General features: G+C 60.6%; 14 protein-coding genes and 2 pseudogenes. 9 read left to right on the plus strand and 7 right to left on the minus strand.

Translation table 11 applies throughout. From position 1 onward, the window contains the following. Nucleotides 1-20: 20 nt before the first annotated feature. The 4 genes from HHJ18_RS07245 to apbC form a co-directional block, all read right to left on the minus strand. The gene (locus HHJ18_RS07245) at nt 21-836 is read right to left on the minus strand and encodes a thermonuclease family protein (protein WP_296913286.1); all 816 of its coding nucleotides are present in this window, start codon (nt 834-836) and stop codon (nt 21-23) included. Between the two features lie 105 nt (nt 837-941). Then, nucleotides 942-1583 carry a tRNA-uridine aminocarboxypropyltransferase gene (locus HHJ18_RS07250; RefSeq protein ID WP_296913288.1) on the minus strand — a complete coding sequence of 214 codons (642 nt, stop codon included), beginning with the start codon at nt 1581-1583 and terminating at the stop codon, nt 942-944. Nucleotides 1584-1633: 50 nt separating this feature from the next. Further along, entirely contained in the window at nt 1634-2584 is a 951-nt protein-coding gene (locus HHJ18_RS07255; RefSeq protein WP_296913289.1) for a LysR substrate-binding domain-containing protein, read from the minus strand. 45 nt (nt 2585-2629) lie between these two features. Further along, nucleotides 2630-3733, minus strand: a complete 1104-nt coding sequence (apbC, locus tag HHJ18_RS07260) for an iron-sulfur cluster carrier protein ApbC (protein WP_296913291.1) — start codon at nt 3731-3733, stop codon at nt 2630-2632. Nucleotides 3734-3977: 244 nt separating this feature from the next. On the opposite strand from apbC, the gene metG reads away from it, so the two are divergent. From metG to HHJ18_RS07280, 4 genes and pseudogenes are all read left to right on the plus strand, one after another. Then, nucleotides 3978-6233 (plus strand): methionine--tRNA ligase, encoded by a 2256-nt coding sequence (metG, locus tag HHJ18_RS07265; RefSeq protein WP_296913295.1) that lies wholly within the window; start codon nt 3978-3980, stop codon nt 6231-6233. Between the two features lie 48 nt (nt 6234-6281). Then, complete coding sequence (locus HHJ18_RS07270; RefSeq protein WP_296913298.1) at nt 6282-6506, plus strand: hypothetical protein; 225 nt, start codon at nt 6282-6284, stop codon at nt 6504-6506. 38 nt (nt 6507-6544) lie between these two features. Further along, on the plus strand, nt 6545-6775 hold the full coding sequence (locus HHJ18_RS07275; protein WP_296913300.1) for a hypothetical protein: 231 nt from the start codon (nt 6545-6547) through the stop codon (nt 6773-6775). A gap of 24 nt (nt 6776-6799) precedes the next feature. Further along, nucleotides 6800-6952 (plus strand): annotated as a pseudogene (locus HHJ18_RS07280) (STAS domain-containing protein); the annotation flags it as partial. 65 nt (nt 6953-7017) lie between these two features. Here HHJ18_RS07280 and HHJ18_RS07285 read toward each other — a convergent pair. Both HHJ18_RS07285 and HHJ18_RS07290 read right to left on the minus strand, forming a co-directional pair. Further along, the gene (locus tag HHJ18_RS07285; protein ID WP_296913303.1) at nt 7018-8181 is read right to left on the minus strand and encodes an ATP-grasp domain-containing protein; all 1164 of its coding nucleotides are present in this window, start codon (nt 8179-8181) and stop codon (nt 7018-7020) included. A 337-nt stretch (nt 8182-8518) separates the two neighbouring features. Continuing rightward, the gene (locus tag HHJ18_RS07290; protein WP_296913306.1) at nt 8519-9052 is read right to left on the minus strand and encodes an outer membrane protein assembly factor BamE; all 534 of its coding nucleotides are present in this window, start codon (nt 9050-9052) and stop codon (nt 8519-8521) included. 142 nt (nt 9053-9194) lie between these two features. On the opposite strand from HHJ18_RS07290, the gene HHJ18_RS07295 reads away from it, so the two are divergent. The 3 genes from HHJ18_RS07295 to nadB all read left to right on the plus strand — a co-directional run bounded on the left by HHJ18_RS07295 (nt 9195) and on the right by nadB (nt 12097). Next, complete coding sequence (locus tag HHJ18_RS07295; protein ID WP_296913309.1) at nt 9195-9413, plus strand: DUF3460 family protein; 219 nt, start codon at nt 9195-9197, stop codon at nt 9411-9413. A gap of 216 nt (nt 9414-9629) precedes the next feature. Further along, nucleotides 9630-10436, plus strand: a complete 807-nt coding sequence (locus tag HHJ18_RS07300) for a ScpA family protein (protein WP_296913517.1) — start codon at nt 9630-9632, stop codon at nt 10434-10436. A gap of 32 nt (nt 10437-10468) precedes the next feature. Beyond that, the gene (gene nadB / locus HHJ18_RS07305) at nt 10469-12097 is read left to right on the plus strand and encodes an L-aspartate oxidase (protein WP_296913312.1); all 1629 of its coding nucleotides are present in this window, start codon (nt 10469-10471) and stop codon (nt 12095-12097) included. 135 nt (nt 12098-12232) lie between these two features. On the opposite strand, the pseudogene HHJ18_RS07310 reads toward nadB, so the two are convergent. Next, nucleotides 12233-12427, minus strand: a pseudogene (locus tag HHJ18_RS07310) (DoxX family protein); the annotation flags it as partial. 292 nt (nt 12428-12719) lie between these two features. Between HHJ18_RS07310 and HHJ18_RS07315 the strand changes: the two are divergent. After that, complete coding sequence (locus tag HHJ18_RS07315; protein ID WP_296913315.1) at nt 12720-13730, plus strand: hypothetical protein; 1011 nt, start codon at nt 12720-12722, stop codon at nt 13728-13730. Between the two features lie 10 nt (nt 13731-13740). Beyond that, on the plus strand, nt 13741-15048 hold the full coding sequence (locus HHJ18_RS07320) for a class I SAM-dependent methyltransferase (protein WP_296913318.1): 1308 nt from the start codon (nt 13741-13743) through the stop codon (nt 15046-15048). The last annotated feature ends 8 nt before the right edge of the window (nt 15049-15056 follow it).

A 15056-nucleotide genomic window follows, 5' to 3' on the forward strand; every position in this document is an offset into this window, starting at 1 on the left:
TAGAGGAATTAAAAGTGAAATCAAGCGCATCCTGCGCTGTCGCGCCAGTAGCCGTTGACGTGTGTACCGTTGCTGCGCGTGTAAGGGTTTACCCATATCTGGAAGCAATTACTGGACACGACGGTGCCAGTCGATGCGCTCGAACTGCCCGAAAGCGGCGCCGGGTTGCCGGTCCAGACCGATGAAGCGCTGGAGCAGGCCGGCGCCACTGGATCTACGCCGTTTCGGTACAGCCAAGGAGCGGTCGGGTCGGCATCAAGCCACAACCCCGTTTTGCTGGCGACGGCCGCATCTTCGGCTTTCGCAAACTGCGCGCGCAAAGGTGCGCTCAATTCACACTGGTAGGCTCGGTAAAACCAGGCCATGCCCGAAGCCACCTGCTTCAAGTTGACGTAATCGCAACCGGCCGTGAACACCGCGCCAACAATCCTGCCGTACTGATCGGTCTGGGAATAGGCTACCTGCACGGTTTTTCCCAGCACGGCGCTGGCCAGGGTGGATTGCGACAGGCTGCCAAACGCTTGCGCCAACTCCGGCGCATCGATGCCGTCCAGCCGGATTTTGTGGACGACGCCAGCAGCATTCAGCTTCACGGTGTCTCCATCATGAACAGCAGAAACCGAACCTTGCAATTTTTTGGCCCCCACATCAAAGCCGCACAGCGTCGAGCCCTGCGTCGAAGCAGCGGTTCCGGGCGCCGCTGTCAGATCATCGATCGCTGAAACGGACGTGCGGCCGGCAACCAACTGAACGGCGCCGCCACTTTCACCGCCGCCTCCGCAAGCTCCCAGCAGCACGGCCAGGCCAAGCCCGACCAGGGTTTTGTAAATTTTCATTGGATTTAACTGGTAGTAATTTTGTGGCGCTTTTTATAACGCGCTTGCCATGCATTGCGGTGACAGGTTGGCCCCCGCAGACAATCGCGCAGGCAGTGGCGCAGCCTAAACCCGATAAGCCGACTGCTGCGCGACAAAGCCGTCAAATGCCCGCAGCAAGGGCGCAAACCGCTCGGCATCGCCTTCCAGCTGTGCCAGCGCCGCACAAGTGGCCTCCAGCGTCGACAGCTGGTCGGGTTTGTGGGCCTTGCGAATGCGGTAGCCGGAGGCCGGCAGGTCACGCAGCGTCAGTCGTGGCAAATGCTGCAGCAGCGGGTTGAGGTAAAGCATTTTTCGGCTCTTGCGCCAGGTGCCGTCCAGCACGATCAGGCGAAGCTCCGACGGCTCCCGCAGGCGCTCCGACGCCAGCGCGGGCGGCGCGGCCAGGCCCAGCGCCTGGGCCTGGTTTGGCGGCGAATCCGGGTACAGCAAAATGGTGTATTTGGGCGGGGGCGTCTGTGAATCGAGCGGCGCGCTGATCAGCGCCTGCAATACCACCTCGGCAAACACTTCACCAACTGCCAGGGCGCTGTGCGGCAAGCTCAGGTGCAACAGCCGCGCACTGCCCTTGGCATGGGCCACTTCCAGCGGATGCTGCAACAGCACCACCTCAACCCGGTGGGCCACCGGCGTAATCCACTGGCAGATACAGCTGCTTTGCGCGCGCAGGCAGACAGCGCAGCGCAGGCGTCGGGTAAGGAGCGGCATGTTGTGGAGCGGCACTTGATTCGAAACGCATCGAACAGCAAGCGCGTCACTCAAGGTTTGAGCGATCCGCTGTGCTGCGCCGCATGCTGCAGCCAGCGCTCGTCGTTCGCCAGCGCCAGCGCCGCCTCCAATACGCGTGACGCGCTGTTTTTGGCGAGGTGCATGAAGCCGATGGCCGTCACCATTTCCGGCTCGACCAGCGGCAAGGCTTCAAGCTCGCCTTGGCCGCGAATCGCGCCCACCATGGCGCCGGGCAGCACGCTGCAGACATCGCCGGCCAGCACGCTCAGGGCGAGCGTCAACACCGAATTGGTTTCCATGACAGGCGTGACCACGGCGCCGGCTTTAGAAAAAGCCCGGTCAACGATGCTGCGGTTGTGCATTTCTGGCGTCAGCAAGCACAACGGCAACTGCGCGGCGTCAGCCCAAGGCATGGCCGCGCCCAGTTGCAGTTCAGCTTTGCTTGCGCGCGCCGGTTGTTCAAGACGACGCACCAGAAAGTAATGCTCTGCATACTGTGGAAGCACCGCCAGCGGTCCGCCCTTTTTCAGTCGATCGGTAAAGCCCAGCGCCATGTCAAGCGAGAGGTTTTCCAGCCCCTCTTCAATGTCTTGCGAACTCAGGGTGCGTACCACCGGGGCAATCCCCGGATGCGTGGCCTGCAGCATCGCGGCAAAACGCGCTGCCACCGGTACCGCCGTCGGCACCACGCCCAGCTGCAAGCGGCCCCTGGGTTGCCCGGCACGGCTGGCCAGCTCTTGCTGCAGCAAGGCGTGTTCATGCAGCATGCGCTGGGCTGTGACCAGCACGCGCTCGCCTTCGGGCGTCAGGCCGGCGTAGCTACGGGCACGCTTGACGATGGAGGTGCCCAACTCCTTTTCCAGCGCCCGCAAGGCGTTGGACAACGCCGGCTGCGTGATATGGCAAGACTCGGCAGCACGCGCAAAATGCCGGTGCTCGGCTAACGCGACCAGGTAGCGCAGCGAGGTCAGCAGGTTCATGCGGATGGCCCTAGCACCTGGTCCTGACCGGCGCCTGGCCTGGCCTCACGTGTTTTTGGAAACCGTGATGGTCGGGAACTTGGCCGAGAAGTCTTTCGCCTTCGCCGCCACCGTGATCGCCATCTTGCGCGCCACCGCCTTGTAGATGGCCGCCACGTCGCCGTCAGGGTCGGCCACCACGGTAGGCCGGCCGTTGTCGGCCTGCAGCCGGATCTGCATGTCCAGCGGCAGTGCGCCGAGGTAGTCCATGTGGTAGTCAGCCGCCATTTTTTTGCCGCCATCGGCGCCAAAAATGTGCTCGGTATGGCCGCACTGGCTGCACACATGCACCGCCATGTTTTCAACAATTCCCAGAATCGGCACGCCGACTTTTTCGAACATCTTGATGCCTTTTTTGGCGTCCAGCAGTGCGATGTCCTGCGGCGTCGTGACGATCACGGCGCCCGTCATGGGCACGCGCTGGCTTAGCGTGAGCTGGATGTCGCCGGTGCCGGGCGGCATGTCGACGATCAGGTAATCGAGGTCTTTCCAGTTGGTCTGGCGCAGCAGTTGCTCCAGCGCCTGGGTGGCCATGGGGCCGCGCCAGATCATGGCTTCGTCTTGCGCCACCAAAAAACCGATGGACATGACCTGAATGCCGAAGTTTTCCATCGGCTCCATGTTTTTGCCGTCGACGCTCTCGGGCCGGCCTTCAATGCCCATCATCATGGGCAGACTGGGGCCGTAAATGTCGGCGTCCAGCAAACCCACGCTGGCGCCTTCTGCGGCCAAGGCCAGCGCCAAATTGACGGCGGTGGTGCTCTTGCCGACACCGCCTTTGCCGGAAGCCACGGCAATGATATTTTTCACATGCGGCAGCAGTTGCACGCCGCGCTGCACACTGTGGCTGGCGATCTTGACGCTGACATTGACCGACACGTTGTCAACACCGGCCACGCCCTTGGCCGCCGCGATCAGCGCCTTGCGCAGCCCGGCAATCTGGCTTTTGGCGGGGTAACCGAGTTCCACGTCAAACGACACGTCGCCGCCGCTGATCTGCAGGTTTTTCAGCGCCTTGCTGGTCACAAAATCTTTGCCCGTATTGGGGTCCAACACGGTTTGCACGGCATTTAAAACTGCCTGTTGTTGCGTCTGTTGCTCTAGGGCCATTGAAAAATTCTCCAGGTAGATCGGGCAGTCGGCACGACTGCGTTTTAGGTGTCTTCAGCAGACACGTCTGCCAGCGGCGGCCATTAAGTCTAACGCCGCAGCACGGACCTTAAGCGTGCAGGGTATTGCGGGGGCGTTGGCTGCTGGGTGCGGCCTGCCTTGGCGCGACATAAAATCGCCGCTCAGTCTCCTTACTCCACGTGAAGCCGCCCAGCCTTCTTAAAGCCTTTTAAAAGCCCTTTTTATGTCCCAGCGCCGCCTTTTCGTTACCACCGCCCTGCCCTACGCCAACGGCAATTTCCACATTGGCCACATCATGGAATACATCCAGGCCGACATCTGGGTGCGCTTTCAACGCATGCAGGGCCATGCGGTAAATTTTGTCGGCGCCGACGATGCCCACGGTGCGCCCATCATGATTGCCGCCGAAAAAGCCGGAAAAACGCCGCAGCAGTTTGTCGCCGACATCGCTGCCAGCCGCACGCCCTATCTGGACGGCTTTCACATCAAATTTGACAACTGGAGTTCGACCGATTCGCCGGAAAACCATCAGCTGGCGCGGCTGATCTACCTGGATCTGAAAAAGGCCGGCCTGGTCGAAAGCAAAACCATAGAACAGTTCTTCGACCCCGAAAAGAACATGTTTTTGCCTGACCGCTACATCAAGGGCCAATGCCCCAAGTGCGGCGCCAAAGACCAGTACGGCGACAACTGCGAGGTCTGCGGCGCGGTCTATGCGCCTACTGACCTGATCAACCCCTATTCGGCGCTGTCGGGTGCGGTACCGGTGCTGAAAAGCTCGGAACACTTCTTTTTTAGGCTGTCTGACCCGCGCTGCGTCGAATTTTTGCAGGCCTGGACGCAAGACGGCAAGTTGCAGCCCGAGGTCGCCAACAAGGTCAAGGAGTGGTTTTCAGTGCGCACCAACGCCGACGGCACGACCAGCGAAGGCCTGGGCGACTGGGACATCAGCCGCGATGCGCCCTATTTCGGTATCGAAATCCCCGACGCGCCGGGCAAGTATTTTTATGTCTGGCTCGATGCGCCTGTCGGCTACCTGGCTTCGCTGAAGAATCTGCTGGACCGGCGTGGCGAAGACTACGACGCCTACATGGCCGACCCGCGTCTGCAGCAGTACCACTTCATCGGCAAGGACATCGTCACCTTTCACACCCTGTTCTGGCCCGCCATGCTGCACTTCAGCGGCCGCAAAACGCCCGACAACATTTTTGTGCACGGTTTTTTGACGGTGAACAACGGCGAAAAGATGAGCAAGAGCCGCGGCACCGGGCTGGACCCGCTCAAATACCTGAGCCTGGGCATGAACCCGGAATGGCTGCGTTACTACCTGGCCGCCAAGCTCAATGCGCGCAATGAGGACATTGACTTCAATGCCGATGACTTCATGGCGCGAGTCAACAGCGACTTGATTGGCAAATATGTCAACATTGCCTCGCGCTCGGCGGGTTTCATCACGAAACGATTTGCCGGTCGCTTAGGCGAAGAGGACCCCCAGGCCCACTTGCTTTACAAGCTGGCCTCCTCGGCGTTGAACGAAGTCAAAGACTTTTACGAGAGCCGCGAATTCGCCAAAGCAACTCGAACCATCATGAACCTGGCCGATCAGGTGAATCAGTATGTAGACCAAAAAGCGCCCTGGCTGATCGCCAAGGATGTCGCGCGCGATGCGGAACTGCATATGGTCTGTACCACTGCAATCGGTCTCTTCAAGGACTTGACCGTTTTACTCGCGCCCATCCTGCCGCGCCTGGCAGCTCAGGTCAGCGACTGGCTGGGTGTCGATGTCCAGAAGTGGGACTCGGCACTTGTCAAACTGCCTGCCGGTCATGTCATCAAGCCCTATACCCACCTGTTGCAGCGCGTCGATGTGAAACAGCTTGATGCACTGTTTGAGCCTCCAGCCGAGGCAGCGCCTGCGCAAGCAGCTATCGAAAGCATAGCGCCTGGCGGCGGGAAGAATTCAACCCCCACGGTAGGCGCTGGCGCGTCCTTCCTGCCCCCCGAGGGGGCTGACTCCGCCTTGGGGCGGCCCGGCGGCGAAAGGAATTTAGCCCCCACGGTAGACGCTGGCGCGTCCTTCCTGCCCCCCGAGGGGGCTGACTCCGCCTTGGGGCGGCCCGGCGGCGAAGACATCGCCCCCACCATCAATATCGACGACTTCGCCAAAATCGACCTGCGCATCGCCAAAATCGTCAACTGCGAAGCGGTGGAGGGTTCGACCAAGCTGCTGCGCATGACGCTGGACGCGGGTGAGGGCAAACTGCGCAATGTCTTCAGCGGCATTGCCTCCGCCTACAAACCCGAAGACCTGATCGGCAAACACACGGTGCTGGTGGCCAACCTGGCACCGCGCAAGATGAAATTCGGCATCAGCGAAGGCATGGTGCTGGCGGCCAGCCACGCCGATGAAAAGGCCCAGCCCGGCATTTACGTGCTGGAACCGCTGCCGGGCGCGATGCCTGGCATGCGTATCCACTGATCGCAGGTCGTCATCAGAATTTCCTGCCATCACATAGAAGAAGAAGCTATGCCTTTATTTCCACGCCGCCGCGCCTGTTTGATCGCTCTGATCGCGCTGGCCGGCCTGACTCTGCAAGCTTGCGCCGTGGTGGCAGTCGCCAGCACCGTGGCCTCGGTGGCGGTCGGCACCGTGGGGCTGGTCGCCGATGCGGCGATTGGCACCGTGCGCATTGCCGGCAAAGCCGTCGGGGCCACCGCCGACGCGGTGCTGCCGGACTCCGACAAGCCCTGAGCCGCCCATTTTCACTGAACAGCCTGCCGCATCTCACGGTGATTTTTGACCTGACCGTGGCTCTGCAGGTCGGGCTGATGCTGGCCTGGGTGCTGTTCGCGCGGCGCATGAGCTCGCTGTTTCAGGTGGTTGAGGTGTCGCGCAGCGCGGACGCGGCGAGTTTTCAGCTTTACGGCTCGCTGTTTTTTGGCGCGGTGGCCAAGCTCGACCCAATTGTCAACATCGTCGAAAGCGCGCCGCAGGCTCTGGTGGTGCGGCTGGATCTGTAGTCGCTGTAGGCGCTCGACACCTCCGGCCTGGACGTGCTTGAGCAGTTGCACAAAACCATTGTGCTGCGCGGCGGCCGCCTCAGGCTGGCCGGCCTGAATGCCCAGCCCAAGGCCGTAATGGAGCGTTCGGGCTTTCTGGAAAAGATCGACGTGGATGCGGTGGCCGCTGCCGGCTGAAATTTTTTGCTACCAACAATATAGCTGCTGGCGCACGTTCTACAGGCGCGACAGTCATTTCTACTTCAACTTGCACCGTCCTTGTCGGCAGTGCTACCAACCCCTGCTGGCCGTGGATGACGCGGCCTGAAGACCAGCGCGGCACTGCGTCGCGCCAGTCGCAGCGGCATTGACGGCAGTTGCCGAAGCAGCATGCCGAAGGTGAACAGATCGAAGGCCTTGGCCCTGAGCAAGCGGCCGCGCGCACCCAGTTCGAGCAGCAGGCGCGGCCATAACGACGGCGTGAGCAGCGGGTGACGCTTGTCGAAGTGGCCAGCCACGAGGCGTTTGGGCTCGCTCACCTCGTCGGGGGGGTCAAGACTTTCGGCGACAAAATTCAGCCCGCAAAACACCGCGGCGGTGAGCGAGGCATAAAAGCGCGGATTCGCCTCGATCAAAAATAGCTTCCCAGTGTCCTTTTCAATCCGCACGTCGAGATTCATGACGCCGTGATAAACGCTGTCGCGGCAGATTTGGCTGGCGATGACTTCCAGCCCGGCGTTGGGCATGAACTCGATCCGGTTAAGAACGAACCGCTGAATGGCGAGGGCCAGCAAACGGCCGCGGTTGGCCAGCACGCTCAGGCAGGCGTCCTCGCCCTCGATGAATTGCTGCACGACCAAGGTGTCAAACACGTAGCGTGCATCGCCCAAAATGTCCTGCTCGAACTGCGACCGGCTGGTGACGATCTGAACCCCCAGCGAGCCCGACCAGTTAGTGGGCTTGAGCACGAAGGGCAGGCCGAATTCGGCGGCAACGGCGTCAAAGTCCACCGCCTCTTTGGTGCCGACGAAACGCGTCAGCGGCACGGGCAGCGCGTGTTGGCTGCAAAACGCGTGAAAAGACCATTTGTCTTCCAGCAAATCGAGCGTGGCCACGTCGGGCACCGGAACCGTTTTGACCTGCAGCCGGCCTTGTACGCGGTTGGCCATGCGGATGCCGTCGCAATCGAACGGTATCAGCACGGTCTCTGAATTCCTCGCAGCCAAACCATTGATCATGGTTACAAATTCATCGTCTCCGCTGCCGCCCAATTCGATCATGACATGCCTGGAGCAATGCGTTGACCAGCGCAGTGGCCGGCTGGCCTCATCGCCCGCGACCAAGCAGTCCCCTTGGCTGAAACTACGAATGGCCTGCAGCACTTCGATCGCTACCCGGGTGCTTCTTCCCAACAGGACAAAGTTCACAAGTCGCCACCTTTTTTTACATATTTGACGAGCATGGTATATCTCGAAAGACAGAGCAGTGGTAGTTATTATGGTCTATCAACAGCCGGTTTTTGTAAGAAATCTGGTTGTTGAAAAAGACGAGGCGACGGCCCGCCACCAACACGCGCAACCGGCCGCTGGATTCGGGCAAGGCTGAATTTGGCGTGGGAGGCCCTGCGGGTTGGCAGCGGCGGCGGCTGATGGGCAACGCCGGATTGCTATCACAAATATAGCAACTTGCACACTATTTATGTGGGCTAAAGCCTGGCTTTCTCTCTGATTTAATCAAAAAAGAGTTTACGACCGTAAGGCCAGCCTAGCGCTGCCCGCCCATCGGGTTGACCAGCGCTTCTTCGACCGACCCGGTGCTGACAACGCGCAGATCGGCATCGAACACGGTGGTGAAGATGTGCGGCACATTGGGCGAGCTGAGGTAGCGCCAGTCGTATTCGGTGGTTTGCTTGAGCCCATACGGAGTGATTTTCATCGGCTTGCCGAGCAGCTTCCTGACCTGCTCCATGCGCATGCCCGGAATCACCAGCTTGAAGATTTGCGGGCTCAAGACCTGGCGCAGCGAGCTCATCTTGCCATCGGGCCCGATGGTAATCATGTAGTTGACATTACCGGCCGGCTGGCGGTTGTATTCGAACGTCCGCGCGCCGGGCGCGGCCACCACGTCGAGCGTGGCGCGCGGCAACGGCACGCTGGCCATGTCGGCCGGCAGCCAGACTTTTTCGGGCTCGCCAAAACGCGCCCGCACATCGGTTTCGGTCGCCACGCCCTCCTCCAACTCGTTGATGCGTTGCTGGTCGCAGCCCGCCAGCCACAGAACAAACGACAGCAAACCCATAAAAAGCACCGTCCTTAGCCAAGTTGTCAGCGAAACCGCCGATGCTGAGCCCGTTTTCACGGGCACAGTCAAACGAAATAATGAGTGCAAGGCAAGCCCCCGGTAAAATCAGCCCACTATACGTTTTAGGCAGCTCAGATCCATGTCCATTTTTCGCCGCCCCGACTACACCTCCGAAGCCACCCTGTTTATCGACCAGCTCAAGGCCAACAAGCCGACGCTGGAAGCCGAGCAACTCGCGGGACGCGCCCTGCTGTGGGACAAAAACCTGAGCCGGGCCGAGCAGTCGGAACACGATCAAGCGCGGGTGGCGCAGCAGCCCTATGTTTACGGCAGCGGCAGCCACGACAACGGCAAATAGCTTAAAAAGAGAGTCAAATAGGCCTCTAGCCCATACAGGACGGGCGCAAGCAGCTATTTTTTTAATAGCAAATGACTTGCACACCCGAACCGCCCAGGCTGCACCATGTCACGCATCCCCACTTCCCAGTCTTCCCAGTCTTCCCAGTCCTCTTCGCATGAGCTGCCGCCCGCGGCTGGTCCGAGCCGGCCCGGCGATCTCTCTGTGCTGGACGATATGCCGGAGGTGATCGACCAGGTCGCACTGGCCCGCCTGTATGGCGAACCGCTGTTTGCCATGCCGCATGACCTGTACATCCCGCCGGACGCGCTGCAGGTGTTTTTGGAGGCGTTTGAAGGCCCGCTGGACTTGCTGCTCTACCTGATCCGCAAGCAGAACTTCAACATTCTTGATATTCCGATGGCGGCGGTGACGCGCCAGTACCTGGTCTATGTCGACGAGATCCGCGCCACCAATCTGGAGCTGGCGGCCGAATACCTGCTGATGGCCGCCATGCTGATTGAAATCAAGTCGCGCATGCTGCTGCCGCCCAAAAAGGTGGCCGAGGGCCAGGAGGCTGAAGACCCGCGCGCCGAGCTGGTGCGGCGACTCCTGGAATACGAGCGGATCAAGCTGGCCGCCCACAAGCTCAACGAGATGCCGCAATTCGGCCGCGATTTCCTGCGCGCCCAGGTGTTTGTCGAGCAATCGCTGCAGCCGCGCTTTCCCGACGTGACGGTGGTCGATTTGCAGGAGGCCTGGCGCGACATCGTGAAACGCGCCAAACTGGTCCAGCACCATGTCATCTCCCGCGAAGAGCTTTCGGTGCGCGAGCACATGAGCATCGTGCTGCGCAAGCTGCAAGGCCGCAAGTTTCTTGAATTTGAGGACCTGTTTGACGCCACGCGCGGCATGCCGGTGCTGGTGGTGACCTTCATCGCCCTGCTTGAACTGGCCAAGGAATGCCTGCTTGAAATTACCCAGGCCGAGTCCTTTGCACCAATTTACGTGCGACTGGCCTACACCCCCCATATACCGGCCTAACCCCAAGACACCAAGGCCTCCAAAGGCGCCCCATGACCCCCTCGCCCAGCCCGACACAGCAAACTTTTGACGTTCTCATCATCGGCAGCGGTCTGGCGGGGCTGACCGCCGCCTTGCTGCTGGCCCCAGGGCGGCGCGTGGCGCTGCTGACCAAGCGCGAACTCAGCGACGGCTCCAGCGGCTGGGCGCAAGGCGGCATGGCTGCCGTGCTGGCCGAGGGCGACACGCTGGAGCAACACATCAGCGACACCCTGGTGGCCGGCGCCGGCCTGTGCGACCTGGCCGCCGTGCGCGCCGTGGTGGAGGGCGCGCCCGGGGCGATTGCCTGGCTGCGCGCGCTGGGCGTGCCTTTTTCCGAAGACAGCGAGCGCCCCGGCGAGCTGCACCTGACGCGCGAAGGCGGCCACGGCCAGCGTCGCATCGTGCACGCCACCGACGCCACCGGCGCCGCCGTGCAGCGCACCCTGATCGCCGAGCTGCGCCGCAGCCCCAACATCACCGTGTTTGAGCACCACATGCTGGTCGATCTGATCACCGACCGGCAGCTCAAACGCCCGGGCGCGCAATGCCACGGCGCCTATGCGCTGGACGTGAACAGCGGCGCGGTCGCCACCTTCAGCGCGGCCCACACCATTTTGGCGACCGGCGGCGCGGGCAAGGTCTACCTGTATTCGACCAACCCGGACACCGCCACCGGCGACGGCATTGCCGCCGCCTGGCGCGCCGGTTGCCGCGTCAGCAACATGGAGTTCATCCAGTTCCACCCGACCTGCCTGTACCACCCGCAAGCCAAGTCTTTCCTGATCAGCGAGGCAGTGCGCGGCGAAGGCGGCCGGTTGCTGCTGCCGCCTTCTGCTGGTTCTGCTGGCGGCACGCGTTTCATGCCGGCGCATGACTCGCGCGCCGAACTGGCGCCGCGCGACGTGGTGGCCCGGGCGATTGATTTCGAGATGAAAAAGCACGGGCTCGACTGCGTCTACCTCGACATCTCGCACAAGAGCCCGGAATTTCTGCGCGAGCACTTTCCTAATATCCTGCAGCGCTGCGCCGAGCTGGGCATCGACATTACCAAGCAGCCGATTCCGGTGGTGCCGGCCGCGCACTACACCTGCGGCGGCGTGCTGACCGACCTGGCCGGGCGTACCGACAGCAGCGGCCTGTATGCGATTGGCGAGACCGCCTGCACCGGCCTGCACGGCGCCAACCGGCTTGCCAGCAATTCGCTGGTCGAGTGCGTGGTGCTGGCGCGCGCCACCGCCCAGGCCATAGAAAACACCCCTGGCGCCGCCCCCCCCATCAGCGCCTTGCCCGCCTGGGATGAGAGCCAGGTCACCGATGCCGACGAAACCGTGGTGATCGCGCACAACTGGGACGAGCTGCGCCGCTTCATGTGGAACTACGTCGGCATTGTGCGCACCACCAAGCGCCTCGAACGCGCTGCCCACCGCATCACCTTGCTGCAATCGGAAATTCACGAGTTTTATGCCAATTTCCGGGTCTCGCGCGATTTGCTGGAGTTGCGCAACCTGGTTCAGGTAGCCGAGCTGATCGTGCGCTCGGCACACGGCCGGCACGAAAGCCGGGGGCTGCATTACAGCCGCGATTACCCAGAAATGGCAAAGCAGGCCGTGCCCACAGTCCTGGTGCCGCCGCTGGCTTGAGCTAGGTTGGGCCTGGGCACGCCCCGGTGCGTCTTGCCCGCTGTTTATTCATCAAATGGGGCTCTAGCCCATATCTGGCGGGCGCTGCTAGCTCACGTTTTAATAGCAATTCTTTTTCAACGGGTTTACGCCTTTTTAGTGGATAGAAAGCAACCGATCGAGCGACAGCCTGCCGGCGCCATGGCTCAGCAGGTAGCGCAGCAGCCCTGCCCAGGACAAGTGAGTGGGCCAGGCGTTTGGGTAGACAAAGATCTGGATAACCAGCGTCATGCCCAGCAGCGGCAAGGGGAACAGGTGTTCGGCCCACGCTGGCGCATGCGCCGCGATCTCGTGATTCAATAATTCAACAGTTGACTTTTTCGGGGAAGTGTCAATAGTCCGTTTATGAGATTGACGAGTTTTCTAAAAGCTTAAAAATTAGGGCTGTGCAAAAAGTTACCATTAATTTTTCAACTTGGGAAGCCGTCAGCCTGGGGAGTCCTGGTTCAGTTTGGTTGCGGACACGCCGTGGATGCGGCTATTTGCGTTGCAGTCGTCTCCCCTGCCACCGCAGCATTGCTGCAAGGTGTCACAGTGCCTTTGGCAGACAAAACAAGCCAGTTCTAATTGAGATTTAAGAGCCATGAAAGCAAGAATCGTCTTCCTTGTGATGTCCGCTGTAAGCAAACCCGAAACAGTCGATCAACTAGCACGCGCGCTGGCGCCCCACACCGTGCTTGTGCATCACGATTTTTCGCAGACGCCGGTGTTTCCGCTGAGCGCGCCGAACGTCCGTTTCGTCCCCGATCCCAAACGCACCGGCTGGGGGGTTTTCGGTTTCGTCGAGGGTATTTTCCAATCCATGCAGTACGCGCTGACACATTTAGATTTCGACTACCTGCAGTTGCTCAGTCCGACGTGCCTTCCGATCAAGCCAATCGAGCAGTTCGAAGCACATGTATCGGGCCGCGCCGATGCACATTTCGACTGTGTTGACGTGCTGAACGACCAGGACGCGCTGATGTCAATCGGTTACCGGGCCTTTACGCCCGACAGGTCATTGCGGCACCGGATTGCCAGCCGGCTGTCGAGCGCCTACTTCGGTGCCTCTGCGGGCAGGCGCGACGAGGCCGGTATATGGCTGCACAGCGGCGGCTCAAAAACGCCTGTATCGTGGCTTGCGCTTCAGCTCACCCAGGCGCTCAGCCGGCGGTCGATTGGCCGGCACATTTTTGATGAGAACTTTCGCGCCTATTATGGTTCTGCGTGGTTTGGTGCCCGCCGGCACATCATCGCTGCCATGGCCGAAAGTTTTCACCGCCCTCGCCTGTGGAGCTATTTCAGCCGCCTTCGCCTGTCCGAGGAAATCCTGATTCCCACACTTCTCATGCACCTGCGAGCAAGCAAGGGGCCGATGAACCACTGTGTGCAGCTTTTTAACCAGGCTCATACCGGCGAGTTTGATGAAGAGAACATCGAACAGCTGAAAAATTCCCCCGCTTACTTTGCGCGCAAATTTCCCGATGATCCTGGGGCGCCAGTTCGTTCAAGGGTGCTTCATGAGTTGGTCGGAACCCGAGCGTTGTCCAGCGAAGTGAAGGATTCGCAAACTCACAAACCTCTTAGTTCAGGCAACTTGGCTGCAATCCAGTGAAAACGCCATCATGAATGATTTCTCCCCCCTCCAGCACCCGCTTCTCAGCCCGCCTCCCGTGAGCGCAACCTGCCGCTTCTGCGGAACCGCGCTTGAGCACACTTTTGTAGATCTTGGAATGTCGCCGCTGTGCCAGACACACATCAGCGCCGACCAGTTGCAACTGATGGAGCCGACCTACCCGCTGCATGCCTATGTTTGCGGCAACTGCTTTTTGGTGCAACTACAGGAGTTCGTTGCGCCGCAAAACATTTTCGGTGAATACGCCTATTTTTCGTCGTATTCGAGCAATTGGGTTGAGCATGCGCGCGCTTACACCGAAATGGCGGTCGAGCGTTTCAAACTAGGGCCGACCAGCAAAGTCATAGAGATTGCCAGCAACGACGGCTACCTTCTGCAGCATTTTGTTGCCAAGGGCATACCGGTGCTGGGCATCGAGCCTGCTGCCAATGTCGCCGCTGTAGCCGCATTGAAAGGCATCCCCACCGAGATCCGTTTTTTGGGCAGCGCCACCGCCGAAATAATTGCCAGCACGCATGGCCAGGCCGACTTGCTGCTCGGCAACAATGTGCTCGCGCACGTGCCCGACCTCAACGACTTCGTCGCTGGTTTGAAGCGGCTACTCGCACCGCACGGCGTGATCACGATGGAATTTCCGCACCTGCGCAAACTGATGAAGTGCAACCAGTTCGACACCATCTACCACGAGCACTTCAGTTATTTTTCGTTCCTGACGGTAGAGAAGGTTTTTGCCAGTCACGGGCTGACGTTGTTCGATGTGGACGAACTTCCGACGCATGGGGGCTCATTGCGTATCTACGCCCGCCACACGAACAATTTGACCCTTCCGGTGAGCCAGCGCGTCCGCGCCATGCTGGTTACCGAGGTCGAAGAAGGCTTTATGACGCTGGAGCATTACCTGGGCTTCGGCGAGCAGGTCAAGGCGACCAAGCGCAAGCTGCTGGCGTTTCTGATTGACGCGAAGCAGCGCGGCAAGCGAATCGTCGGCTACGGCGCACCAGGCAAAGGAAACACGCTGCTGAACTACTGCGGCATCCGTACTGACTTCCTCGACTTCACTGTCGACGCCAACCCCTATAAACAGGGCAAGTACACGCCGGGCACGCGAATCCCGATTCTTGCGCCCGACAGTATTCGCCAGGCCCGTCCTGATTACGTGCTGATCCTGCCGTGGAACCTCAAAGACGAAATTTCCAGCGCGGCATCCTACATCGCCGAATGGGGTGGCCAATTCGTGGTGCCAATTCCGGAGGTCGAAGTGCTGGGCACACCCGAGCTCGCGTCCAGTCACCGTTGACGCCGCGT

The sequence above is a fragment of the Polaromonas sp. genome (genome assembly GCF_012927455.1).
Classification (GTDB): Bacteria; Pseudomonadota; Gammaproteobacteria; order Burkholderiales; family Burkholderiaceae_C; genus Polaromonas.